The organism is Mesorhizobium sp. ArgA1, from assembly GCF_053714375.1.
Window position 1 is genome coordinate 104225 of the sequence record NZ_JBSKBQ010000014.1, and the last position, 23441, is coordinate 127665.

A 23441-nucleotide genomic window follows, 5' to 3' on the forward strand; every position below is an offset into this window, starting at 1 on the left:
GCGGCCGCTCAGTTCGCCGCGGCCGGAGCCGTACGGCTGTCGACGGCGACGACGACACTCAGGCCGGCGCGCAGCCTGCCTGCCTTCAACACATCGGCCGGCACTTCGATGCGGACCGGGACGCGCTGCACCACCTTGGTGAAGTTACCGGTGGCGTTTTCCGGCGGCAGCAGCGAGAACACCGCGCCCGAAGCCGGCGCCAGCGACGACACCGTACCTTCGAAATCATGGCCGTCGGTGGCGTCGACCGAGATCCGGACCTTCTCGCCGGGCACCAGCTTGGCCAGTTGCGTCTCCTTGAAGTTGGCGACGATATAGAGCTTGTCCATCGGCACCACCACGGCGAGCTTTTGGCCGGGGCTGACGAGATCGCCCTGCTCGACCGAGCGGTTGCCGACGACGCCGTCATAAGGCGCCTTGAGCACGGTGAAGGACAGATCGCGCGCTGCCTTGTCGCGGCTCAGCTGCAGCGAGGCGAGCGTGCTGGCCGATTCAGCGCGCTGCGCCTCGTACACGCCGATATTGGCCTGCGCCGCGGCGATCTGCGCATCGGCGCCGACAAGGGCTGCATTGGCCTGGTCGAGAGCGGTCTGGGCGTCGTCGAGCTGCGCCTGGGTACCGACACGGGTCTTGACCAGCTGCGTGGCGCGCTGCTGGGCACGGGCGGCGTTGGCGGCGGCTGCCTGGTCGGCGACCTTCTGCGCCTGTGCCTGTTGCAACGAAGCCTGCGCGGCCTTGGTCTGCGCGTCGATGCGGTCGAGCGTCCTTGCCAGCGTGGCGATCTGCGCCTCTGCCTGGGCAACGGCTATTCTGTAGTCGCCGTCATCGATGGTCAGCAGTGGGTCGCCGGCCTTGACCTGCTGGTTCTCCGAGACCTTGACCTGGTCGACATAGCCGGAAATCTTCGGCGAAACGAACGACATGTCGGCCTGGACATAGGCGTCGTCGGTGGAGATCAGGAACCGGCCGTCGGTCCAGTAGTTGTAGCCATACCAGGCGCCGGCGCCGAGCAGAGCTAGGCCGATGATCGGCAGCATAAGGGAGCGTGCCGACCGCTTCTTTTTAGCCGGCGTCTCGGCCAGAACTTCGGCGGCAGGCTTGGGGGGCGCTTCCGGGGCTTCGATGACCGGCGAGACCTTGGCGGTGGGAAAGGGCCGGACTTCGGCGGTCGTGTTTGGCGTGTTCGAGGACATGATATCTCGCTACTGTCGCTATATAAGGAAATCGTGTTATACTGAACCGTTCGGTTCGATGTGGACGTTGACATAGCGCTAAAAGGAGCCCATATCAAGAGCAATCGAACCGATCGGTTCGAATTATTTTGCGAGGTGTGACTTTGATGGCCGATACGCTACCCGATGCTGACATTGACCTGTGCGATGCGCTGGACAGTGCGCGTCGCGGCCGCCCGGCAGCGGGCCAGGATCCGGTCAAGCGCAGCCAGATCATCGAGGGCGCGCGTCGCGTCTTCATCGACAAGGGCTTCGAGGCGGCGTCGATGAACGACATCACCCGCGAGGCCGGCGTCTCGAAGGGCACGATCTATGTGTACTTCGCCAACAAGGAAGAGCTGTTCGAGGCGCTGATCGAAGAAGAGCGCGGCACCATCTTCAAGAACATGTACGACATGCTCGACCGCGCCGACGACCTGCGCCAGACGCTGGTGAAGTTCGGCAAGGTGCTGTCGATGAAGATCACCTCGGCCAAGGTGATCCAGGCGCAGCGGACGGTCATCGGCGCCTCCGACAGGATACCCGACATGGGCGCCCGCTTTTACGAACGCGGCCCCAAACGCGGTCACGACAAGGTGGCGGAGTTCCTCAATGCCGCCGTCGAACGCGGCCTGCTCAAGATCGACGATGTCGATCTTGCCGCCTATCAATTCACCGAGCTGTGCCTGGCCGGCCTGTTCCGCCAGTGCATCTTCGCCTACCGCACCAAGGCGCCCAGCCAGGATGAAATCGACCACATCGTCCGGTCGGGCGTCAGCCTGTTCCTGAAGTACTACGGCACCGAAAGGCTTGCCGAGGAAGAAAGCCACCAGATGATCGCCCTGGAGGCGAAGGCCAAGGCCTAGCTGGCTCGCTCAGCCGCCATTGGCGGCCAGCACGATCGCCGCGCGTAATTCCTCAAGACCTTCGCCCTTTTCGGACGATGTGGCGAGCACGAACGGAAACGCCGCCGGCCGCTTCTGGATCTTTTGCAGCGTCTCTTCGATCAGCCGTGGCACGCCCGCGGCCTTGATCTTGTCGGTCTTTGTCAGCACGATCTGGTAGGACACCGCCGCCTTGTCGAGCAACGACAGCACCTCGTCGTCCTTGGCCTTGATGCCGTGGCGGGCATCGATCAGCACATAGACCCGCTTCAGCGTCACGCGGCCCTTTAGATAGTCGAAGACCAGCTTGGTCCAGTCGTCGACCTTCTCCTTGGGCGCGCTGGCATAGCCGTAGCCCGGCATGTCGACCAACGCCATTGGCGGCAGGTCCGCGCCTTCGCCGGAAAACCCGCCCGGCACGAAATAGTTGAGCTCCTGCGTGCGCCCCGGCGTGTTGGAGGTGCGTGCCAGCCCGTTATGGCCGACCAGCGCATTGATCAGCGATGACTTGCCGACGTTGGAGCGGCCGGCAAAGGCGATTTCCGGCGGCCCTTCCGGCGGCAAAAACTTCATCGCCGGCACGCCGCGGATGAAGATCCAACCCTTGGTGAACAGCTCGACGCCGATAACGGTGTTGCCCAACGCGTTCAAACCGCTGCCTCCAGCCTGGAAATATCGGCGCCCCGGATGGCATTGAGGTTGCGGCCGATCTTGTCCACCGGCCAATTCCACCACGCCACGGAAAGCAGTCGCCGCACGGTCCTGTCGTCGAAGCGCATCTTCACCACCTTTGCCGCATTGCCGGCGACGATCGCATAGGCCGGAACGTCATGCGTCACCACCGATTTCGCCGCCACGATGGCGCCATGGCCGATCGACACGCCGGGCATGATCACTGCATCCATGCCGATCCATACATCATTGCCCACCATCGTGTCGCCACGCACTTCCTGCGACCAGGTTTTCGGATCGAAGCCGTATTCCCAGCCATGGCCGAAAATGTTGAACGGATAGGTCGAGAAGCCGGACATTGCATGGTTGGCGCCGTTCATGATGAAGCGCGCGCCCTCGGCGATGGCGCAGAACTTGCCGATGATGAGCTTGTCGCCGATGAAGGGGTAGTGATGCAGCACGCATCGCTCGGCGAATTTGTCCGGTCCGTCCGGATCGTCATAGTAGGTGAAGTCGCCGATCTCGATATTCGGCGCAGTGACCAGCGGCTTCAGGAAGCCGACCCGGGTGTGCATCGGGATCGGGTGCTTGATGTCTGGGTTGGGTCCGTCCATGGCGAGGTCCGTCGAAGAGTGGCAGCCGGGCGCAGGCGAAACCTGCCGCGTCGTTCAAAATAGCCTGATCCGCCCTATAGCACCAATCGCCCGGTGCGCGAGCCTTCGCTGTCAGCCTTGCTCGATGGAGCGAAGCGGCGGTTCCCGATCGGATCGGAACCGCGGGGATCCGGAGCGGTTCAGCCGCTAAAACGAAACCGGGGCCCTGCGAAGGACTAAGCAGGACCCCGGTCGTGTCGAAGGCGGCTTCCGCAACACATGGCACCTCGTCATGAGGCGGGATGGCAAGCCGAGAAAGCCGCCACGGACTTGCCGTCATCCCCTTTTCCGGAAGCCGTTACTTCGGCAACAGCACTTTGTTGACGACGTGAATGACGCCGTTTGACTGGTTGACGTCGGCGATCGTCACCTTGGCGGCGCTGCCGGACTCGTCGACGATGTAGAGCGATCCGCCCTTGACCTCGGCGGTCAGCGTGTCACCGGAAACGGTCTTCATCTCATACTTGCCGCCCATCGCCTTGGCCTTGGTCATCATTTCCTCGGCCGAGATCTTGCCGGCAACGACATGCGCCGTCAGGATCTTGGTCAGCTTGTCCTTGTTCTCCGGCTTCACCAGCGTGGCGACGGTGCCGGCGGGCAGCTTCTTAAAGGCGGAATCGGTCGGCGCGAAGACGGTGAAGGGACCGGCGCTCTGCAGCGTGTCGACAAGACCGGCGGCCTTGACGGCTGCCACCAGCGTCTTGTGGATCGGCGAGTTGACGGCATTCTCGACGATGTTTTTCGTGGTCGACATCGCGGCACCGCCGACGGCGGGGTTGGCGAATGTGTAGACGGTCGTGGCGGCAAGGCTGGAAGCAGCGAGGACGGCCGAGATGCAGAGAGCTTTGAGGATGGACTGTACCATTGGAGAACCCTTCTGATGGAGGCAAAGGTTAATTCGATTGCCGCAAGAGTTACGCCAGGGAATCAGGATAGTTTCGGTTGCACTGAAAAAAAGAATAACAAAAACAATTGGTTATATGAGATTTCCTGCGGCCACGGCAGCTATCCTCGTGACAGCGTCACGAGGCTATCCGGCCGCGGCAGCAACCGTGTTCAAGCACCATGCTGGTTATGTGAATAACGCCATTCCAATCGTCCTCCGGGAATGGCAACGCAAGCAGTAACGACCCGGAGCACGCCGAAGTTTCGCCGCTCACCGAACCGTGATGCCTCGCGCCCCCGGAATGTTCATCTGCCCGCGAGCGCAACAAAAAAGCCCCGCTGGCGGGGCTTTTCAGGTCTTCGAAAAGGTAGGCGTCGGCTATTCCGCCGGCGACGGTTTCTTTCGGAACATCCCCGCCAGATTGTCCCACAACTCGATCTTGGCGCCCTGGCGCTTCATAATCGCGCCCTGCTGCAGGATCGACAGTGTGTTGTTCCAGGCCCAGTAGATGACGAGACCGGCGGGGAAGCTGCCCATCATGAAGGTGAAGATCACCGGCATCCAGGTGAAGATCTGGGCCTGCGTCGGGTCCGGCGGTGTCGGGTTCATGCGCATCTGCAGGAACATGGTGATGCCCATCACCACAGCCCATACGCCCAGATGCGGCAGGAATGCCGGCGGCGCGAAGGGCAGCAGGCCGAACAGGTTGAAGATCGAGGTCGGATCGGGCGCGGCCAGATCGTGGATCCAGCCGAAGAACGGCGCGTGGCGCATCTCGATGGTGATGTAGAGCACCTTGTAGAGCGAGAAGAACACCGGGATCTGCAGCGCCACGGGCCAGCAGCCGGCGAGCGGATTGATCTTTTCGGTCTTGTACAGCTCCATCATCGCCTGTTGCTGCTTCATCTTGTCGTCCGCGTATTTCTCGCGGATCTCGAGCATCTTGGGCTGAACCTTCTTCATGTTCGCCATCGACGCATACGACTTGTTGGCGAGCGGGAAAAACAGCGCCTTGACGACGACTGTGGTGGCGAGGATGGCCAAGCCGAAATTGCCAAAGAATTTGTAGAGCGTGTCGATCAGCCAGAACATCGGCTTGGTGATGAAGCGGAAATAGCCCCAATCGATCAGCCGGTCGAACAGCCTGATCTGGCGGTCCTGGGCGTAGGCATTGATCTTGCTAACTTCCTTGGCGCCGGCGAAGATTTCGGTCTCCACCGTCGCCGACTGGCCGGCGGCAACGGTGATCGGATCGGTGAGGAAGTCCGACTGGTAGCGCGGGCGGCCATTGTCGTAATAGGCATAGTGCGGCTGGAACGGCTGCTTCTCGGTCGGCACCAGGGTAACCGCCCAGTACTTGTCGGTGATGCCAAGCCAGCCATCGGTCGACTTGCCCGGCGTGTAGAGCTTGTTCTTTTCGATGTCGGCGTATTTGTGCTCCTGCAGGCCTTCCGTGCCGGTGACGCCGATCAGGCCTTCATGCAGCACATAGGAGCTGGCAACCGCCGGCTTGTCGAAACGGATGACGCGGCCGTAATTCGACAGCGTGACGGGAGCCGATCCCGAATTCTCCACGGCGTCGGAAACGGTGAACATGTAGTCGTTGTCGACCGAAACCGTGCGTTTGAAGGTCAGGCCCTTGTCGTTGGTGAAGGTCAGCGTCACCGGCGTCGTCGGCGTCAGCGTCGCATTGCCGTCGACGCTCCAGACGGTTTCCGGGCCCGGCACCGCGCCGGTCGTGTCGCTGCCGACGAAGCCGATCTCGGCATAATAGCCGGTGGGCAGCGCCTGCGGGTTGAGCAGCTGGATCTGCGGCGAGGTCTTGTCGACGGTTTCGGTGTAGTGCTTGAGCTTGAGGTCGTCGAGGCGGGCGCCGGTGAGGTTGATCGAGCCCGATAGGCTCGGCGTGTCGATGTTGACGCGGGCCGTCTTGGCCACTTCCTGGGCGCGGCTTTCCGGCGTCGTGACGTAAGTGCCGGGCGCGTTCGGAATGGCGCCGGGCGCCGCGGGCGCCGTCGTGCCGCCGGGATTTGCGGCCTCGGCCGCCTTCTTCTGCTCAGCTGCCCGCTGCTCTTCGATGCGCGTGGCTTCGGCTTGCCGCTCGCTGCGCGGCAGCACGTAGAAATACTGCCACAGCCCGAGGATCAGCACCGACAAGACGATGGTGATGTAGAAGTTCCGGTTGTTTTCCATCGAAAGCCCTTGGCCTATCGTGTTCCGCGCAGTCGGCGGGAGAGCTCGGCCTTCAACTGGCCGAACGGAATGGTAAGCACGTCTTCACGCCCGACGATGACATAGTCATTGCCGGGCGCCATGTCACTTGCGGCATGGGTGCGCACGGCTTCTTTCAGCCGCCGCCTGACGCGGTTACGCACGACAGCATTGCCGACTTTCTTGGTGACGGTGAAGCCGACGCGCGGCGACAAGCCGTCATTGCGGTCGAGAACTTCAACGAGAAAAAGCCGCCCACGCCGCTTTTCACCGCGGCGGACGGCCAGGAATTCCGCACGTTTCAGAAGCCGCTTGGGGTTTGGTCCCACTGGCTTGCCGGTTGCGGGCAACGATCTCGTCTTCCGTTCAGGCGCTGAGCCGCTTGCGGCCGCGGTTGCGGCGAGCTGCGACGACGCCGCGACCACCCTTGGTGGCCATGCGAGCACGGAAACCGTGCCGGCGTTTGCGGACGAGTTTGGACGGTTGGTAGGTACGCTTCATTTGTTTTAATACCGCGGGGTGCGGCCCTTCTTGATTCTGTCACTGTGTAACAGGAGCTTTGCCGGGCCGGCTTTGGCGCGATCGAAACCGCGCCGGGACGAATGGCCCGAGCGTGAGCGGCTTATAGAAAGAAGGGTTTTGGGAGTCAATCCAGTGCGAACGACCAGTTCGTCACGGCGTGAACGAACAGTTCGTCACGGCGCGAACGATCAGTTCGATGCGTCTTTATTGCTGGTACCATCGTCCATCGAAGGATGAAATTGGCAAAAAAGCCGCAATCGCCTAATCTCAACCGATCAAGCGTTTGTGAAGACAGGCCTTAATGAGCGAACTTGCCTCAGCGGATGAAGGGAGCGGCCCGGCGAATGCCGATGCCGGCCCGGCGTCCGTTCGCCCCGTCCCAAGCCGCTCGGTATCCTTGGCGCGCGGCCTGTCGACCAAGCTGCTCTTGCTCACCATCGTCTTCGTGCTTTTGGCCGAAGTCCTCATTTTCCTGCCCTGGATCGCCAGCTATCGCCTGGCCTGGCTGAAGGAAAGGCTGAGCACTGCGGCCGCCGTGTCGATCGTGCTGGTGCAGGGCGAGCCCAATTCGCTCTCCCGCACCGCCCAGAACGACGTGCTGATGGCGATTGGCGCCAAGGCGATCGCGGTGCGCGACGGCGGCGTCTCGCGCCTTCTGGTGGTGGCCGAAATGCCGCCGCAGGTCGACGAGCATATCGACATCGCCAATGTCGGCATGATCAAGGGCATGACCGGGGCGCTGGATACGCTGTTCTTCGGCGGCAAGCGCATGCTCAGGGTCTTTGGCCCGGTCGGCGACAGCGACAAGGAATTCGAGCTGATCATGCCCGATTATTCCCTGCGCAACGCCATGCTGCGCTATTCGCGCAACGTCGCCTTCGTCTCGCTGCTGATCTCGCTGTTCACCGCAATGCTGGTCTACGCGGCGATCGACCTGATCATGATCGGCCCGATCCGCACCATGACGCGCTCGATGCTGTCCTTCTCCGAGGCGCCCGACGATCCCTCGCGTATCATCCACCCGGCCGCCCGCGCCGACGAAATCGGCGTCGCCGAACGTGAACTGTCGCAGATGCAGGAGCGGCTGCAAAAGATGCTGGCCGAACAGAAGCATCTCGCCGATCTTGGCCTCGCCGTCTCCAAGATCAACCACGACATGCGCAACATCCTGGCCTCGGCGCAGCTGATGTCGGACCGCCTGCGCCTGGTCAAGGACCCGACCGTGCAGGCCTTCGCGCCAAAGCTGTTGCGCGCGCTCGACCGGGCCGTGTCCTATTCCGAAGGCGTGCTGGCCTATGGCCGCACCCAGGAGCCGGCGCCCTCGCGCCGCCGCTTGCGGCTGCGTCAGCTGGTCGACGACGTCCACGGCCTGCTCGACATCGAGGACGGCATCGAATTCGTCAACGCCGTCGAGCTCGCTTTCGAGGTCGATGCCGATTCCGACCAGCTGTTTCGCGTGCTCACCAATCTGTGCCGCAACGCCGTGCAGGCGATGGCGGCTGATGCCGAGAGCGCGCTGGTGCGCCGGCTCGCCGTGTCGGCCGAGCGCATGGGCAGCGTCAGCCGCATCATCGTCACCGACACCGGTCCCGGCCTGCCGCCCAAGGCGCGCGAAAACCTGTTCGCGGCGTTTCGCGGTTCGGCCCGCAGCGGCGGCACCGGCCTTGGCCTGGCCATCGCTCACGAACTGATCCGCGCCCATGGCGGCACGGTGGAGCTGGTCGAATCAATCGGCGGCCGCACCACCTTCGCCGTCACCATCCCCGACCAGCCCGTCCGCCTCGACCAGGCTCGCAGCGGCCTGCGCCGCCCCGCCTGAGCCGAATCCCGCATAGCTCTATCTGCCTGCGACAAAACTTTTGCCGGATCGGCTTGCTTTTCGGAAATTCAGTCGTTAGGGAACACGTCTCGTCGCGGCCGGTCGCCAGGACCGGATCGCGGGGCTATGCAAAGCATGGCCTGTTGCGCGCCCGTAGCTCAGCTGGATAGAGCACCAGACTACGAATCTGGGGGTCAGGAGTTCGAATCTCTTCGGGCGCGCCAATATTTAGTTGATTCACGCCTCCCATTCTGGGAAATCAGTTTCCAGAGAGTTCTCTTGGCCGTCGGCGTTGTTGTTGACGACTCGGCGTTTGGGCGACGCCCTATGCTGCTCAAAGCGGCATCGCCTAATCAAGCTCGACAAGACGGTGGCGGAAAACTGCGCCAATTCTCTGCCTCCCCATCGACCCGATCCAGCCTATATCGCCCTTGCCGCCTGTTCCAGACTCGCCGGCGCGATCAGGCGGTGGAACGGCGCGATCACCGCCAGGTACGTCCGCCCCACCCAGTTATGGCAATGCACAACGGTCACCACGACTAGCTCCCGGTCGCCCGCCGCGCCCGCGCGCAGCAGGATAGCAAGTCGGAAGTCGAGATGCCGGTCGTCCTCGCCCATCACCAACTCCCCCGCGCTCTTCGACAGCACTGGAAAGAAGCCGATCACCGGTCCCCGCGCCGCCGCGGCAACACCGACCGCGCGAGACGATTTGACGCCGACTGTCGCCATCACCACATCGCGCACCCGCGTCAGCGCGCGAATCCACCACGCCTGCCGCTCGAACCCAGCGCGCGCCAGCACTTCGAGGTCGTCGTTTGCCCCCGCCGGCAACTGAATCGCGTACGCATCCAGCAGGTCCGCGCCCATATAAAGCGGCGCCAGCACGCTGTCGGACGGCACGGGTACCGCATGGGCTTTGATTATACCGCCAGGTTTTTCCAACGCGTCATCAGCCGCAGGGGTGACGGCAAACAAGTTGCCCGATCCACCGCGTCTTCCCGTGTGGGCGTCCCTGCGCTACGCGAGGTATCATTTCGCGCATCCTGCTGCTATTATTTTCGTAGCAGAGAATTACATCGATCGCTACGAAAAGTATAGCATGAAATTTCCCAAACCTGGCCAGCCCGTACGGGGGTCACAAACCGGACACCCAACTATGGCGCTTCTCGATCTGTTGGGGCGGCGCATGAGTTTGCGCGTTTTGTGGGAGCTTGCTCATGCCGGAGAACCTCTAACGTTTCGGGAACTGCAAGCGGTCGCGGAAACAAATCCGAGCCTCCTGAACACACGCCTCAAGGAATTGCGGGCTGCTGCCATCGTAGTCCATCACCCTGGCGGCTATGGCTTGAGCGAAGAAGGGAAGGCGCTGGTCCGCCTCATCATGCCGCTCGACGAATGGGCCGCCGCGTGGGGTGCAAGGTTCCCGTATCGTGCGGGATGAACTTTTGCCAATTATTCTGGACGTCGCTTCATGCCGTCCGACCCGCACGGAGGTGAACAGCGAGCGGCAATTGGCGTTCTGGGAACGGGGCGCTACGCTTTAAGGCCGCATTACGGTCGTTTGTCTCTTGTCGTTCTTGCCGCTATGGCCAAGTCAAAACGTTGCAACTGGCTGGTCAGTCCAAGGATTGCGCCGCGTGTCATCTCGGGGTCCGGGTGACGATCGGCCGTTACGATCATCCGAACTCGCCCAGCCTCGGCGTGGAGCTCGACCACCATGTCGTAGGGATACGACTCGACGCCAGGGACGAAGTCGATGTCGAAGCGAATGCGCAGTCGCCGGTGGCGCACCATCTCGACGAATCGGCCGCTCACCCGCGCCGTCGTCGACATGTTGGCATTCGCAAGGTAGGCGACTTGGTCGGCGCCCACCGCGGTCATCACGTGTTCGAACGCACCACCGACCCGCAGCTCGAGGGCCAGCACCTCGACGTGCATTCCCTCAGGCGCGTACCACTCCTCGAGCCCTTCTTTCGTGGTCCACAGCGCCCAGACGTCCTCGATCGCTGCGTCGTAGACCCGCTCGAACCTGATGGTGCCCGTCTCCGGCTCGCTGGCGTGTGCCATCACTTCTTCCCCTCGCGTTGCCGCACGCTGCTCCGTTGCGCCAGGGCTGCGTCGAAGCGATCGAGCCGGCTTTCCCAAAGCTTGCGATAGCTCCGAACCCAGTCGTCGATCGCCCGGAACGGCTCAGGTCGGAGCGAATAGAGACGCCGCGCCCCATCAGGCCTCATCGCGACGAAGCCAGCTTCGCCGAGGATTCGCAGGTGCCGTGAAACGCCGGACTGATCGATGTCGACGGCGCGAACCAAGTCACCAACGGCCTGCTCGCCGCCTGCCAGCGCTTCGACGATGCGAAGCCGCGTGGGGTCGGCCAATGTCTGGAACACGCTTTGTTGCATCATTATGCATATGTATTAGTATGCATATTCCGGGTCAAGCCGCGGCCGAGGTCTCCGCCTGACATCCGGTTTGAGCGGAGTAGATTGATGAACCTCGGGTATCTTCTGCGAGGTCCAAGGCAAAGAAGCCGCCGTCGCCTTCCGCAATTAAGCGCCTGCTCAGTGGCTTGACGGTCCGTCGGTTGCTCCGCCAAGCAGCCTGACGTTGAGCCGGCCGCCGGTGAACAGCATGTCGTCCAGGGCCTCGGCGAGATCCTTGGAGGTCACGACCTCTCCGTCGCCCCGCATAATGCTCGTTTGCGCGCAACGACGCATAAGCTCCTTGATGAAGGCCGCGCTGACGCCTTTCGTCCGCGCCACGGCCTCGGCCATGATCTTGTTGGAAAGTTTCAGTCCGCCGCCATAAAGGTGCACCAGCTTTTCGCGGCAGTCGTCGTCTGGCAACGGCACCTCGATGGCTTGGTCGATACGGCCCGGCCGCCCTGTCAGCGCAACTTCAAGCTGTTCCGGCCGGTTGGTGGTCAGGACGAACAGGATGTCGGCATTGTCCTTTAGTCCGTCCATTTCGTTGAGCAGCGTGTTGAGGAGGGATTCTTCGCACGGACCACCCATGTTCTCGCGGTCGCGGGCAATCAGATCCACGTCCTCGATCACCACGGTGGACGGCTGCAGCAGGCGTGCCAAGGTCATGTATTGCGACAATATACCCATCTGACCGGCCGTTATGATGAGCGTGGTATGGCCGGGGAGATTGGCAGCGAGGTAGCGAATGGTGTGTGTCTTGCCGGTGCCTGGGGGGCCGTAGAGCAAGATGCCCTTGCGCGTCGATTGTCCAAGCCGCCTCAGCGCGTCCCGGCTCTCGATGAACCGGATCACGTTGCGGTCGAGAAGCTTCAGGGTCTGTTCCGGCAGAATGATCGCTTCGCGCGGCACCGGCGGCAAGCGATGAACCATCACACCTTTGGACCGGCCCTGATAATCCCCTTCCGTTTCGAGGGAAAGAACCTTGCCGCGGTAAGATCGCGCAGCATTGATGGCCGCCTCAAGTTGCGAGAAGCAACGGTCCACAAGGGCAACGCCATCTTCGCCGGCCGGTACGGCGATCTCCACGCAGGTCCCGGACTCGCGACCGTACTCGCGGTGGAAGGACAGCACGACTGCATAGTGCAGGCCACCGTCCCGGTTGAGCCACAAACCGTTGTTGAGACACTTTATCGGCTCGATTTCGCCGATATCGACGTCCTGATATTGCGCAGCCGAGATGGTAACGGCGAACTGTCCTTCCTTCGTCAGCGCGGCATAAGTCAGCGTCTCGTAGCGATGCTGCTCGTAGAGGCCGAAGAAGCGAATGGGCGCGGCTGAGAACAGCTTGTTGAGCGCCACCTGCACGTCGGCTCGCATGTGGCCGGGAAACTGGCGGGAGGTCGCGATGATCTCGTCATGCGCCAGTCCGCCAAAATGCCAGGCAATCGCCTCGTGGGCATATTTGAACTTTTTGTCGCGCGGAGCTTGTGCGGAATGGCCGGCTATGGCCGCGCTTTCTGTTTCGCTGGGAGCGGCGGTGATGCGAAGCGGGTGGCCGGCCGCATTGATGCGCTGCTGCGCCGTATCCAGCATCGCCTTCGCAACCGCAAATGGGTAGCTGCCGCACACGGCCTTTCCCTCCTGCGACACGGTCGCGGCGAAGGTCTCGGCCTCCGCAGCCGATCGATCGAAGACCGAACGGACGAGATCGACGACAAACTCCCACGGGGTCTGATCGTCATTGTGAACGACAAGCTGCAAGATTGCTTCGGCGGGTGTATTGCGCAATGGAACGGCTCGCTTTCGGATTGCTGCAAAGCCACACTATCTTCGCCACGTTGCATGAATTGTTAACGACCCGCCGCCCCTGATGCGATAGATGGTCAGCTCGCTGCCGCTTGTTCAGGCTTGCCGCGAAGCTGGTTCGATATAGGCGTCGAGGTATGCTACCTGCGCCTTGGGGCGGCGGCCTGCAAGCAAGATCTTTCCATGAATCCATTGGAACAGATGCAGCCGGCTACCGTTTTGCTTTCTTTCGCCCATCTGAAAGGAGGTTCAGATGCCCACCCCCGCCGAACTCGAAGCCAAGTTCTGGAAATCGTTGAAATCCGACATGACGATGATGATCGGCCTCGATGGATCGAAGGTTATACCGCGGCCGATGACCGCTCAAATTGAGAATCAAAACGGACCCATCTGGTTTTTCACGGCTACCGATACCGAACTTGTCCAGGGCCTGAAAGATGGCGCCAGCGCAACGGCTACCTTCACATCCAAGGGTCACGATCTGTTCGCCACGGTGCAAGGGAAGCTTTTTCTGAACAACAACCCGGTAGTCATCGACCGGCTCTGGAATCGCTTTGTTGCGGCCTGGTTCGAAGGCGGGAAGGACGACCCGAAGCTGGCATTGCTCCGTTTCGACCCGAAGGACGCAGAGATTTGGCTCGATAGCTCAAGCGTGACGGCGGGCATCAAAATGCTGCTCGGGTTCGATCCGAAAGAGGAATACAAGGACAAGGTCGCCAAGGTGTCCCTCTAAGGCGACGCAAATCTGGCGAGGGCCGTTGAGCGATGGACGCCAAGTCCTCGTTGATCGATACCGAAGCGGCCAATCGTGCGTTGGCCACGTCGGAAACCAGCAAGGCCGCCATAAGGGCAGAGGATGGGGGCCGTGGTCGCGATGCGGCCTGGCCATCACAGATTCCTGCACGCGGCTGGAAGGACATCTTCTGGCGACTCTGGGAAGAGTTCAACAAGGACCGGGTCTTGCTGGTCGCGGCCGGTGCTACTTTCTATCTGCTGCTGGCGCTGTTTCCAGCGCTGGCCGCCTTTATCTCGATCTACGGCTTCGTCGCCGATCCCGTTACAGTCGCGGACCATGTCGCCTATCTCGGCGGATTGCTGCCGTCAGGGGGATTGGATATCATTCGCGGACAGTTGCAGGCTTTGGCCAGTCAGAAACCGGGGGCTCTCGGAACAGGTTTCTTCATCGGTCTCGGCATCGCACTGTGGAGTGCCAACAGCGGAATGAAGGCGCTCTTCGATGCGATGAACATCGCCTATGAGGAAAGCGAGAAGCGCAGCTTCATCACGCTGAACCTGATGTCGATCCTGTTCACGCTTGGCGCCTTGGTGATCGGCATCGTGCTGTTGCTGACCGTTGGCGTTGTCCCGGCACTGTTGCGCTTCTTCTACCTTGACGCCTGGACGGAGACCCTGGTTGCGGTGTCTCGCTGGCCGATCCTGACAGGCTTCATGCTTACAGGTATTTCCCTGCTCTACCGTTTCGGGCCGAGCCGCGAACATGCCAAGTGGCGATGGTTGAGCTGGGGAGCCTTTATCGCGACGGTTGTGTGGATCGCAGCATCGTGGCTGTTCTCGTTCTACCTGCAGCATTTTGCCAACTACAATGCCACCTATGGTTCGCTGGGCGCTGTCGTCGGCTTGATGATGTGGACATGGATTTCCGTCATCATCCTCATCGCCGGCGCCGCAATCAATGCCGAGATGGAACACCAGACTGCAATCGACTCGACCACGGGTCCCGCTCTGCCAATGGGAGAGCGTGGCGCGGTGGTTGCGGACACTCTGGGCAAAACGGCTGACTAACTGACTGGATCGCTTATCCGGCAACGAACCGGGACAGTGCGCGAGAGCACGTGGAGATCGACGCCTGCTTTCGCCCTTCCCGATCAGGCACCGGACTGCCCAATCGGCCTCGCCCCAGCCAGATAGCGCTCATTGTCGAACGGCTCGGCCTGGGTGCTGTCCGGGCTCCACATATGGCGGTCTTTCTCCGTCAGATTGCCGAGATAGACATGCAGCGCGCCGGAGCGTGCGGCGCCCGTGTTGGCGACAGCATGCACAATGTCCGGGGTCATGTGCACGACGGCGGGTGCGGCAATGTCCTGCCGTTCCGGTGTATCGATCTCTGAGCCGTCGACGGGATAGATAAAGTTGGTCTCGCTGCCCTTGTAGATACCGATCAGCGCGTCCATCCGATGGTTGTGTGCGGGATACTGCAGGCCGGGCGACAGGGTGATGTGGTAGATCGTCAAGTCAGGGCTCGCATGCAGCAGTACCTCGTCCTCTTCTTCTTCATGTGCAAGCACGCCCGATGCGTGAAAACGATCGGTGTGCTCGCGCAACACCGCCCTGACCCGATCGAAGGCATCGGGACCTTCGGCTGCGTTGACGATATCGGCGGTTACGGCGTAGAGAGGCGAATTGGCGGCAAGAGACATGTCAGTTATCCCCCTTAAGAAGCTTAATACCAATAACTGAGATGCTCAGGCTAGCGAATGCCGGAACCAGCGTCAACCGCATGGCCCCAGGAAGACCTGACATGATCGCCCCGAAATCCGCCTCCCCATCGACCGCCGACATATTGCGCAGCGAGGAGGCCTACGAGCAGTTGAAGAGCGACATTGTCGCCTGCGTCCTGCGCCCGGGCGAAAGCCTCACCGAAAAGCAGATCGGCGATCGCTACCAGATCCGGAAGGCGACGATCCGCTCCGCACTCGCCCGGCTGGCGCAGGAAGGGCTGATCAAGAGCGAGCCCAGGCGCGGCTATGTCGTGGCGCCGCTCAGCCTGCGCGACGTCAACGAGATTTTCGATGTCCGCAGCCTGATCGAGCCGGAAGTGTTCAGGGCGGCCGCGGCCAATCTCACCGAGCGCGGACTCGAGGACATCAGGCTGGCGGCGCGAAAGGTGCTGAAGCCGGAGACGCTGCGCAGCCATGTCGCGTTTCTTGCCGCCGACCGCGCTTTTCGCCTGGCGCTGGCCGAGCTTTCGGGCAATCTGCGCCTGGCCCGCCTGCTCGACCAGATCCTCGACCAGTCGGAGCGCGTCCTCCATCTCGGCTTCAAATCGCGCGACCTCACCGACGTGATCATCGGCCAGCAGAAGGAGCTCGTCCTTGCCTGTGAGGTGGCCGAGGTCTCGGCCATCGCCAAGCTTGCCCGTTCGCAATGCCTGCTGCTCAAGAAACAGGTGCTCGAAGCGTTGCTCGCCGGCTCCAAACTGCAGGACGCCAACCTCCAGAGCTTTGCCTGAAGCGACTGGCCGTCCGCGCTCATTCGCTGCTGACGCGGATCTCCGCATCGGCAAGGCAATAGGGCGCATAGCGGAAATCTCTGATCTGGCTGACCTTTCCGTCCTGCCAGTCGACCAGCATGAAGCCGCGCACGGCATCGTCCCCTGTCTGCGGGTTGCGGATCAGGATGGCCGGCCTGCCGTCGACGAAGCCGAGCGACAGCGCCCAGTCGCCGACGCGGTCGTAATTGCCGAAATAGTTGGAAACCTGCGCCTTGCCGCGCATGCGGGTGCGGTTGACGACTTCGAGCTGAATGTCCTCGGCGATCAGCGCGCGCACGGCATCGAAGTCGCGCGCGTTGAACAGATCGACATAGCGGCGCAGGCGCTGCTCGTCGTCGGCGTCGAGTTTTGGGGCGGGCGCTTGTTCGTCCTGTGCCGCCAGCAGCCGCAGCTGCGCGCGCCCGCGATGCAGCGCCGCCTTGGTTGCCGCCAGCGTCGCGCCTGACACTTCGCAGGTCTCGTGCAGGCTGAGGCCAAGCACGTCGACCAGGATCACGGCGCTGCGCTGCGCCGTCGCCAGCTGCATGAAGCTGCGCAGGCTGGCGGCGGCGGCGAGCCTGGCATCGGCGCTTACGGAGGGGTCTTCGATCGTCGTCATGTCGGTCTCGCTCATGCGCGCCTGCTCCCGCTGGCGCCGGCGCAGATGATCCTGTGCGGCATTGTGGGCGATGCGGAACAGCCATTGCTCGGGCCGCTCGACAGAGGCGTCGCCGTCAATGGCCTGCAGCGCCTTGATCAGTGTCTCCTGGACGATGTCCTCGCCATCGATCACCGAGCCGGTCATGCGGGCGCAGTAGCGGTGCAGCTTCGGCCGCAAGGAGCCAAGCATCGCCTCCAGGGCCACGCGGTCGAGTTTTGCTGTGTTCATCCTGTCCATTCCCGAAACGCCGGTCTTTGCAATCAGGCCGGCACGACCTCGCCGGCCAGCATACGGTAATTGCCGACGATCTTTGCCGGCGATCTGGCAAGCGGCGTCGAGCGTCGCGCGGCATGATCGGCGCTGAACGCCTTGAAGGCGGCGAGCCCGGTCAGGCCGTCGCCGTCCTGGCTGACAAGATGGACGAACTCGCCATTCTCCAGTTCCAGCACGAGGTAGCGCACGGATTGCGGCTTGGTCTCGTCGAGCGCCTCGAACACCTTTGCAACCAGCATACGGTTCTCGGCGATGCTTTCATCCTTCACGCCGTAGCGGATGAGATTGTAGCCCATGTGTCGTCTCCTGTTTTTCAAGTCTGCATGGAGAAGACGATCCGGATGGTCAAAAAGATTCACCGCCCCGGCGAATCTTTTTGACCATCCGGATCGTCTTTTGCCTGTGGACGGCTGCGCGGCAGTCATCGAGGAACAGGGAGAGACCATCATGCACATCCAGTTTGCCGAATTGCCTGTCATTGACCAGGACCGCGCCAAGGCGTTCTACACCGAACACCTTGCCTGCCAGGTCGCTTCCGACCAAGCGATGGGCGATAGCGGCTGGCGCTGGATCGAGCTGACATTTCCGGGCGCCGTCACCAACCTGCATTTCGTCAGGCGGGTCGACGATGCCCCAAGCGCGGAGCCGGTGCTGGTTCTGGTCGACTGGAACGTCGAAGCGACCATCGCGAGTTTGAAGTCGCGCGGCGTCGAGATCGTCACCGAGCCACAGGAGGCGCCCTGGCAAAGGGGCCGCACGGTCGCCGAGTTCCGCGACAGCGAGGGCAACCGCATGGTGGTTGCCAGCCGATAATCTGGCGGCGGCATGCCCTTACATCGTGTCGTCGGATCTCGAGTCAACCACGCCCGCCGCGACGCGCCCGAAGTCGCTACGCAAGGGAGTCATCCGCGTTGTTAACCCCCAAGCTGCTGCAGCTTACGACAGGCACGCATCCTGCCTTCTCGGCAGTTTTGGCGACATCTCTCCTTGTTGCCATCCCTGCATCGTCCAACGGCTTCCGGTTTGGCAGGCGCGGTCGTTTCCGCTGAACGATTGGCAGAAGGCTCGTTGATAGGCGGCGAGGCTTGCGGCTTACGACTGACTTTCTTTGGCAGGATTTTTTTGCGTGGCGGCGCGGGCGCCTCGAGCTTGGCAATTCGGCTCTTTGCAATTTGGATGAATGTACCATTCGGAAATGCCGCCAGATAAGCACGATACATCGAGACATCGGATGTATCCTTGATCGATTTCCAAAATTCGAGTTCTGTCTCCGTATTGATGTCCGGCTGATGGAGTTCTGATGAAGAGGGGTTCGATGCGGCATCTGGGTTGAATGAGAACCCCGGCTCCACCAAGGACGAGTTGCTCCAGGGAACCTGCCTCCCAGAAGTCGCGTTCATAACGTCCAACCGGACGCGACGCATAAGAATTTCAATGTCGATTGAAGGGGTCTTCAAGCGCTTCACGAGAGAGTCTGCAAAAGGGCTATGATTGGCGGCTCCATCGAGAGCGACATTGCCGGGCTGTGTTGCAAAGCCGATAAAGACTCCCCTGCCAGCATCCAAGGCTCCCAGCCCCTTTCCTATTGCAAGGCCGCGACTCTGACTCTGCCCACTTAATTGCTTAACGAAAGGATTGTCCCGACAGGCATCGAGAAGGACGATGGCTGTATTTTCCTCTGCCGTCATGGCTGCGATAATATCCTGCAAGCGCTCAGCCTCTAGAGCCAAGTCCGCGGGTCGTTGAAGGGCGGCATCAACTGGCAAGAGGTAGTTTTCTCCGTTCGCTTGGAGCCCGTGTCCTGCGTAGTAAAAAAGGGAGACGTCCCCCGGTTGCAAGTTTCGCCTGAATTTCCCAATAAGGTTCCTAAACGTAGACGCGTCAGCATCCAGGCCAAGGGTGACCTCAAATCCCATCTCCTCCAACACTCGAGCGATCGCATTCGCATCATTCACCCCGTTGGTGAGCGATGGCGCATAGCGGTAGGCAGAGTTGCCGATAACAAGTGCATATCTGTGGCTGCGTTGACCGATTTCGACCTCAGATGATGCGGGTATCGACAAGCCTGCCAGAAAAAGAAGGCACGCGCACAGCAAGCAAATCTTGGACATTGCGACGTTCCCGAGCAATGAAGAACATTAGCATCGCTTAAAGCGCGTGGGTACCCGCCGTATGGGACGGTCTTGCTTAGGCAAGCATCCAAACTTGCCGTCAGCGGCTCGTTGTGGGTCTCCGGGCATCGTGACACTTTTTCGGGTATCGACTTCGAGGAATAATCAATCGCTGGAATGATGCCGCGGATGAAGTGGTCGCGACTTCGCGAGCTTGCGGCAACACCGTTCGGTCGTTCAGACCACCGCACCATTGCCGCCGCCGCGCTCGGCCCAGCCAACCACCGGAAAGAACTTTAGGCCGCGCTGCATCAGCCACGAGCGTTTCTCGCCGGCGGCAAAGCCGACATACGCCTCGGCCCAGCGGCGCGGCCAAAGATCTTCCGGGCGATCGAAGGCGGCGGTGCCCAGCCAGTCCTCGAGCGCCAGATCATAGGAATCGCGAATGCGCATGCGCCGCTGTTCAGGCGAATCGCCGAGGAAAATGCCGCCGAAGGACCAGAACGCCTGGCCGCCAAGCGACTGCTCCGGTTCCTGGTCGACGATGATGATTTTCTTGCCGGCCTCGGCCAGCTCGGCCGCGGCAACCAGCCCGGCGAGGCCGGCGCCGACAATGATCACATCCGCATCGTCAGCCATCCTTTTGCTCCCCCGGGCTTTGATAAAGTGGTCAGACGGTTTCCCAGCCGTCCTTGCCGCCGGCGCGGAAGATGGCGTCGATGACCTTCTGGTTGAGCACGGATTCCTCCAGCGTGAAGACACGCTCCTTGCCCCCCTCGGCCGCCTTGGCAAAGGTCTCGACCTCGCGCCGGTATTGCTGCGTGCCGGGAAAGCGGAACACCTGTGCCTCGGTGTGGTTCTGGTTGTGCAGTTCGATGCGGTGGTGGTCGTAGAGCCCGGCATTGAACGGCGAAAACACCTCGATGAAGCCCTTCTCGCCGTGGAACACCATCACCTGCCGCGCGGCCATTTGCGTCGACAGGTAGAAGGACAGTTCGAAATCGCCGAAATCGGCGCGGATCGAGGAGTAGATGTCGGTGCCGAATTTCTTGTCGCGCTCGATCGTCGCCTGCACTCGGCTAGGCTCCTTGCCGGTCGAAAACCGTGTCGACACTGTCGGGTAGACGCCGATATCGGGCAGCGCGCCGCCGCCGAGATCGAGCTGGTTGCGCATGTTTGTCGGGTCGACATTGTAATAGGAGAACGCGCCTTGCACATGGCGCAGCCGGCCGATGGCGCCGTCGGCGATGAGGTCGCGCACCTTGATCCATTGCGGATGGTAGATGACCATGAAGGCTTCGCAGACCAGCACCTTCTTCTGGTCACGCAGCTTGATCAGCGGGGCGATGTCCTTGGCGTCGAGCGCCAACGGCTTTTCCACCAGCACATGCTTGCCCGCTTCGATGGCCTTGGCGGTCCATTCGACATGCTGCGAGGTCGGCAGTGGGATGTAGACGCCGTCGACCTCTTTCGAAGCGAGCAGTTCCTCATAGGAGCCGAAGGCATGGCGGGCACCGAAACGTTCGCCTAAAGCCTTGGCCTTCGACAGGTCGCGGCTGGCGATGGCCGACAGAACGCCATTCTCGGCCTCGACGATTGCCGGCAACAATTGCTCGCGGCCGATCTTGGCCGTCGACAAAACACCCCATCGGAACATCTGGCTTCTCCTATCGATTTTACAGTCGAGGAGGTTTGCCCGAATTTGGGGGAAAAGCCAATTGATGATGGCGCCAGTTCCTCGCCCTCGCAAAGCGGGCGAGGAAAAGCCGCTCAGCCCTTCTTCCCCGTCAGCGTCATGTCGAAATCGACGATGTTGGAATAGATCGGCGTGCCGACATCCATGCCGTAGCGGGAGCGCAGCACCTTGCCGGTGACATGGAATTTGATCGTGCCGCCCTTCAGCCCGCCGAGCTCGGCGGTGAACTTTTCCGCAAACGTCTTGCCGCGCGCCGTCAGCCGGCCGCTGACCAGCGCCGTGGTGTCGCTGGTGCGCGTCACGCTGGTCGAGCGGAACTGTATTTCCGGATTGTTGGCGGCGTCGAACACCGCGTCGGAGCGCAGGAAGGCGTCGATGCGGCTCTGCCCGGTGCCGACGCTTTCGGGATAGATGGTGAAATTGACCTGGGAACGTCCGACATCGCGGTTGTCGATGCGGATCGAGCCCTTGAACCGACCAAAGGCGCCGTTCAGCCCGCCGCCACCGACCTTGCCGATGGAGAAGTGGATGCTGGAACTGGCCGGGTTCACCGTGTAACTGCCGGCGGCGTCGTTAAGGTCCACCGCCGCCAAGACTGGCATGGCAAGGCAAACGGCGACAGCCGCCAATCCGAAGATGCGCGCATACATGGGTTTTGTCCTTCTCGGGCAGGCAAAGTCCTGCGCCTTTCCTCCATGAACGAATACGCGGCGCGCCCTATTCCACATCGCCATCTGACGAAGGCGTGATCATGCGCGTCAGCACGCTGTCGCGCAGCCAGAAATGGTGGCGCAGCGCCGCCAGCGCATGCAGCGCGACCAGCGCAATGCCGGCATAGGCGAGGTACCAGTGGGTTGCCGCCCAGAAGCTTTCCGCCGCGTCGGACAGGCCGAGCGGCAGATTCGGCATCACGAACAGCTTGAACGGCATGCTGGGTATCTCCAGCATCGACACCGAGACCAGCGCCCAGCCGGACAGCGGCAGCGCGAGCTGGAAGGCATAGAGCGCCAGATGCGCCAGCGGCGCGGTGCGACGCTCCAGCGCTCCGGTCGATGCCGGCAGAGCCGGCGCCGCGTTGCCGAGCCGCCAGGCGATGCGCAGGATGATGAGACCGAGCAGCAGAAAACCGAAGGATTTGTGCAGCTGGATGAGCTCGAAGGCGGTGCGCTGGCTGGTCAACCGCACCATGATCAAGCCAAGTGCGAACTGGCCAATGAAGATGATGCCGATCAGCCAGTGAAGGATGATCGCCACCCAACCGTAGCGGATCGTGCTGTTTGTGATCGATGCCGGCATGGCAAATAAACGAACGGCGGGTCCGCTTTCTTCCACCTCCTGTGGTGGAGCAGCGGTTCGCCGCAGTTACCAGCCCGGCCCTTCACAGGCTCAGGCGTCCGCTACGCGAACCACTTCTCACCCCACCTTGAAGAAATCCACAAAAGCCCGCAGCGCCGGGCGCATCTGGCGGCGGCTGGGATAGTAGACGAAGAAGCCGTCGAAGCGCGGGCACCAGTCGTCCAGCACGCGGATCAGCCGGCCGTCGGCGAGCGGTGCGCGCACATAATCGTCGAAGACGAAGGCGAGGCCAGCGCCGTCGACCGCTGCCTGGGCGATCAGATGGTCCTCGTCGAGGATCAGTGGCCCTTGAGCGGCGAATTCGATCTCTTCGCCGTCCTTTTCGAATTCCCAGCGGTAGAGAATGCCGCTTGAAAAACGGAAGCGGATGCAGCGGTGATCGGCAAGATCGCGCGGATGCTGCGGTCTGGGCATGGTCGCGAAATAGGACGGCGCGCCGACGACGGCGCCGCGAAGGTCTGGTCCTATGCGCACCGCGATCATATCGCGCTGCAGGCTTTCGCCGAGGCGCACGCCGGCATCGAAACCGCCTTCGACGACATCGGTGAAGCGGTCCTCGATGACGATTTCCAGCACGATGTCGGGATAGGCCGATGCAAAGGCGCCAAGTCTGGGCGTCAGTGTAAGGTGGGCCGCGGTGCGCGGCACGGTCAGCCGCAGATTGCCGGCTGGCCGGTCGCGCGCCTCGATCGCTGTTTCCAGCGCCAGGTCGATCTCCGACAGGGCCGGCCGCAGCCGCTCCAGCAACTGCGCCCCTGCCTCGGTCGGCGCAACGCTGCGTGTGCTGCGCGCCAGCAGCCGCACGCCAAGCCGCGCCTCCAGGCTGGACACCGCATGGCTGACGGCCGAGGGCGCAATGGCCAGTTCCCTGGCGGCGCCGCGAAAGCTGCCGCATTGGGCGACGGTGGCCAGCACCGCCAGTTGCGAAAGGTGAGTGCGATTCATTGATCTATCTCTTGGAACAGCCTGTACGAATAAGAGAT

26 protein-coding genes, 1 tRNA gene and 2 pseudogenes are annotated in these 23441 nt (G+C 61.9%); 8 read left to right on the forward strand and 21 right to left on the reverse strand.

What is annotated here, in order from left to right:
• Window positions 1–8: 8 nt before the first annotated feature.
• Window positions 9–1193: an HlyD family secretion protein gene (locus tag ACWGTI_RS24905; RefSeq protein WP_454589584.1), complete on the reverse strand. Its 1185-nt coding sequence runs from the start codon at window positions 1191–1193 to the stop codon at window positions 9–11.
• A 146-nt stretch (window positions 1194–1339) separates the two neighbouring features.
• On the opposite strand from ACWGTI_RS24905, the gene ACWGTI_RS24910 reads away from it, so the two are divergent.
• Window positions 1340–2077, forward strand: a complete 738-nt coding sequence (locus ACWGTI_RS24910) for a TetR/AcrR family transcriptional regulator (RefSeq protein ID WP_454589585.1) — start codon at window positions 1340–1342, stop codon at window positions 2075–2077.
• A gap of 9 nt (window positions 2078–2086) precedes the next feature.
• Here ACWGTI_RS24910 and yihA read toward each other — a convergent pair whose 3' ends face one another.
• The 6 genes from yihA to rpmH all read right to left on the reverse strand — a co-directional run bounded on the left by yihA (window position 2087) and on the right by rpmH (window position 7018).
• Window positions 2087–2668 carry a ribosome biogenesis GTP-binding protein YihA/YsxC gene (gene yihA, locus ACWGTI_RS24915; RefSeq protein WP_454589622.1) on the reverse strand — a complete coding sequence of 194 codons (582 nt, stop codon included), beginning with the start codon at window positions 2666–2668 and terminating at the stop codon, window positions 2087–2089.
• A gap of 74 nt (window positions 2669–2742) precedes the next feature.
• A complete protein-coding gene (locus ACWGTI_RS24920; RefSeq protein WP_454589586.1) occupies window positions 2743–3381 on the reverse strand; it encodes a CatB-related O-acetyltransferase in 639 nt (212 codons plus the stop codon).
• A 337-nt stretch (window positions 3382–3718) separates the two neighbouring features.
• Complete coding sequence (locus tag ACWGTI_RS24925) at window positions 3719–4285, reverse strand: fasciclin domain-containing protein (protein ID WP_454589587.1); 567 nt, start codon at window positions 4283–4285, stop codon at window positions 3719–3721.
• Window positions 4286–4684: 399 nt separating this feature from the next.
• Window positions 4685–6499 (reverse strand): membrane protein insertase YidC, encoded by a 1815-nt coding sequence (gene yidC, locus ACWGTI_RS24930; protein WP_454589588.1) that lies wholly within the window; start codon window positions 6497–6499, stop codon window positions 4685–4687.
• A 14-nt stretch (window positions 6500–6513) separates the two neighbouring features.
• The gene (rnpA, locus tag ACWGTI_RS24935) at window positions 6514–6867 is read right to left on the reverse strand and encodes a ribonuclease P protein component (RefSeq protein ID WP_112392939.1); all 354 of its coding nucleotides are present in this window, start codon (window positions 6865–6867) and stop codon (window positions 6514–6516) included.
• Window positions 6868–6883: 16 nt separating this feature from the next.
• Entirely contained in the window at window positions 6884–7018 is a 135-nt protein-coding gene (gene rpmH / locus ACWGTI_RS24940; protein ID WP_008833937.1) for a 50S ribosomal protein L34, read from the reverse strand.
• Window positions 7019–7340: 322 nt separating this feature from the next.
• Here rpmH and ACWGTI_RS24945 point away from each other — a divergent pair, with 322 nt between their 5' ends.
• Window positions 7341–8858 (forward strand): ATP-binding protein, encoded by a 1518-nt coding sequence (locus ACWGTI_RS24945; protein WP_454589589.1) that lies wholly within the window; start codon window positions 7341–7343, stop codon window positions 8856–8858.
• 147 nt (window positions 8859–9005) lie between these two features.
• Window positions 9006–9082: transfer RNA gene (locus ACWGTI_RS24950), tRNA-Arg, on the forward strand.
• A 196-nt stretch (window positions 9083–9278) separates the two neighbouring features.
• On the opposite strand, the gene ACWGTI_RS24955 is transcribed toward ACWGTI_RS24950, so the two are convergent.
• Window positions 9279–9833: a DUF2867 domain-containing protein gene (locus ACWGTI_RS24955; protein WP_454589590.1), complete on the reverse strand. Its 555-nt coding sequence runs from the start codon at window positions 9831–9833 to the stop codon at window positions 9279–9281.
• A gap of 181 nt (window positions 9834–10014) precedes the next feature.
• On the opposite strand from ACWGTI_RS24955, the gene ACWGTI_RS24960 reads away from it, so the two are divergent.
• Window positions 10015–10299, forward strand: a complete 285-nt coding sequence (locus ACWGTI_RS24960; RefSeq protein WP_454589591.1) for a winged helix-turn-helix transcriptional regulator — start codon at window positions 10015–10017, stop codon at window positions 10297–10299.
• A 110-nt stretch (window positions 10300–10409) separates the two neighbouring features.
• Here the strand turns inward: ACWGTI_RS24960 and ACWGTI_RS24965 are convergent, their stop codons facing one another.
• From ACWGTI_RS24965 to ACWGTI_RS24980, 4 genes and pseudogenes are all read right to left on the reverse strand, one after another.
• Window positions 10410–10925: an SRPBCC family protein gene (locus tag ACWGTI_RS24965; RefSeq protein ID WP_454589592.1), complete on the reverse strand. Its 516-nt coding sequence runs from the start codon at window positions 10923–10925 to the stop codon at window positions 10410–10412.
• A complete protein-coding gene (locus ACWGTI_RS24970; protein WP_454589593.1) occupies window positions 10925–11263 on the reverse strand; it encodes an ArsR/SmtB family transcription factor in 339 nt (112 codons plus the stop codon). Before ACWGTI_RS24970 ends, ACWGTI_RS24965 begins: the two co-directional genes overlap by 1 nt.
• Window positions 11264–11419: 156 nt before the next feature.
• Window positions 11420–12649 carry an AAA family ATPase gene (locus ACWGTI_RS24975; protein WP_454589623.1) on the reverse strand — a complete coding sequence of 410 codons (1230 nt, stop codon included), beginning with the start codon at window positions 12647–12649 and terminating at the stop codon, window positions 11420–11422.
• A gap of 231 nt (window positions 12650–12880) precedes the next feature.
• Window positions 12881–13072: pseudogene (locus ACWGTI_RS24980) on the reverse strand (ATP-dependent Clp protease adaptor ClpS); the annotation flags it as partial.
• A 271-nt stretch (window positions 13073–13343) separates the two neighbouring features.
• On the opposite strand from ACWGTI_RS24980, the gene ACWGTI_RS24985 reads away from it, so the two are divergent.
• Both ACWGTI_RS24985 and ACWGTI_RS24990 read left to right on the forward strand, forming a co-directional pair.
• Window positions 13344–13823 carry a pyridoxamine 5'-phosphate oxidase family protein gene (locus ACWGTI_RS24985; RefSeq protein ID WP_454575390.1) on the forward strand — a complete coding sequence of 160 codons (480 nt, stop codon included), beginning with the start codon at window positions 13344–13346 and terminating at the stop codon, window positions 13821–13823.
• 32 nt (window positions 13824–13855) lie between these two features.
• Window positions 13856–14893 carry a YihY/virulence factor BrkB family protein gene (locus tag ACWGTI_RS24990; protein ID WP_454589594.1) on the forward strand — a complete coding sequence of 346 codons (1038 nt, stop codon included), beginning with the start codon at window positions 13856–13858 and terminating at the stop codon, window positions 14891–14893.
• An 83-nt stretch (window positions 14894–14976) separates the two neighbouring features.
• On the opposite strand, the gene ACWGTI_RS24995 is transcribed toward ACWGTI_RS24990, so the two are convergent.
• Entirely contained in the window at window positions 14977–15528 is a 552-nt protein-coding gene (locus ACWGTI_RS24995) for an autotransporter (RefSeq protein ID WP_454589595.1), read from the reverse strand.
• Between the two features lie 101 nt (window positions 15529–15629).
• Here ACWGTI_RS24995 and ACWGTI_RS25000 point away from each other — a divergent pair, with 101 nt between their 5' ends.
• Entirely contained in the window at window positions 15630–16340 is a 711-nt protein-coding gene (locus ACWGTI_RS25000) for a GntR family transcriptional regulator (RefSeq protein WP_454589596.1), read from the forward strand.
• 19 nt (window positions 16341–16359) lie between these two features.
• Here the strand turns inward: ACWGTI_RS25000 and ACWGTI_RS25005 are convergent, their stop codons facing one another.
• Together ACWGTI_RS25005 and ACWGTI_RS25010 are read right to left on the reverse strand one after the other, a co-directional pair.
• Window positions 16360–17250 carry a sigma-70 family RNA polymerase sigma factor gene (locus ACWGTI_RS25005; RefSeq protein WP_454589597.1) on the reverse strand — a complete coding sequence of 297 codons (891 nt, stop codon included), beginning with the start codon at window positions 17248–17250 and terminating at the stop codon, window positions 16360–16362.
• A gap of 32 nt (window positions 17251–17282) precedes the next feature.
• A complete protein-coding gene (locus tag ACWGTI_RS25010) occupies window positions 17283–17591 on the reverse strand; it encodes a hypothetical protein (protein ID WP_454589598.1) in 309 nt (102 codons plus the stop codon).
• A gap of 151 nt (window positions 17592–17742) precedes the next feature.
• Here ACWGTI_RS25010 and ACWGTI_RS25015 point away from each other — a divergent pair, with 151 nt between their 5' ends.
• Window positions 17743–18108, forward strand: a complete 366-nt coding sequence (locus ACWGTI_RS25015) for a VOC family protein (protein WP_454589599.1) — start codon at window positions 17743–17745, stop codon at window positions 18106–18108.
• A gap of 101 nt (window positions 18109–18209) precedes the next feature.
• On the opposite strand, the gene ACWGTI_RS25020 is transcribed toward ACWGTI_RS25015, so the two are convergent.
• From ACWGTI_RS25020 to ACWGTI_RS25045, 6 genes and pseudogenes are all read right to left on the reverse strand, one after another.
• On the reverse strand, window positions 18210–19406 hold the full coding sequence (locus ACWGTI_RS25020) for a caspase family protein (protein WP_454589600.1): 1197 nt from the start codon (window positions 19404–19406) through the stop codon (window positions 18210–18212).
• 252 nt (window positions 19407–19658) lie between these two features.
• Window positions 19659–20045, reverse strand: a pseudogene (locus tag ACWGTI_RS25025) (FAD-dependent oxidoreductase); the annotation flags it as partial.
• A gap of 31 nt (window positions 20046–20076) precedes the next feature.
• Window positions 20077–21063: a Gfo/Idh/MocA family protein gene (locus tag ACWGTI_RS25030; RefSeq protein ID WP_454589601.1), complete on the reverse strand. Its 987-nt coding sequence runs from the start codon at window positions 21061–21063 to the stop codon at window positions 20077–20079.
• A gap of 113 nt (window positions 21064–21176) precedes the next feature.
• A complete protein-coding gene (locus tag ACWGTI_RS25035; RefSeq protein WP_454589602.1) occupies window positions 21177–21752 on the reverse strand; it encodes a YceI family protein in 576 nt (191 codons plus the stop codon).
• A 67-nt stretch (window positions 21753–21819) separates the two neighbouring features.
• A complete protein-coding gene (locus ACWGTI_RS25040) occupies window positions 21820–22398 on the reverse strand; it encodes a cytochrome b (protein WP_454589603.1) in 579 nt (192 codons plus the stop codon).
• Between the two features lie 117 nt (window positions 22399–22515).
• Window positions 22516–23403, reverse strand: coding sequence for a LysR substrate-binding domain-containing protein (locus tag ACWGTI_RS25045; RefSeq protein WP_454589604.1), 888 nt, complete (start codon window positions 23401–23403; stop codon window positions 22516–22518).
• Window positions 23404–23441: the final 38 nt, after the last annotated feature.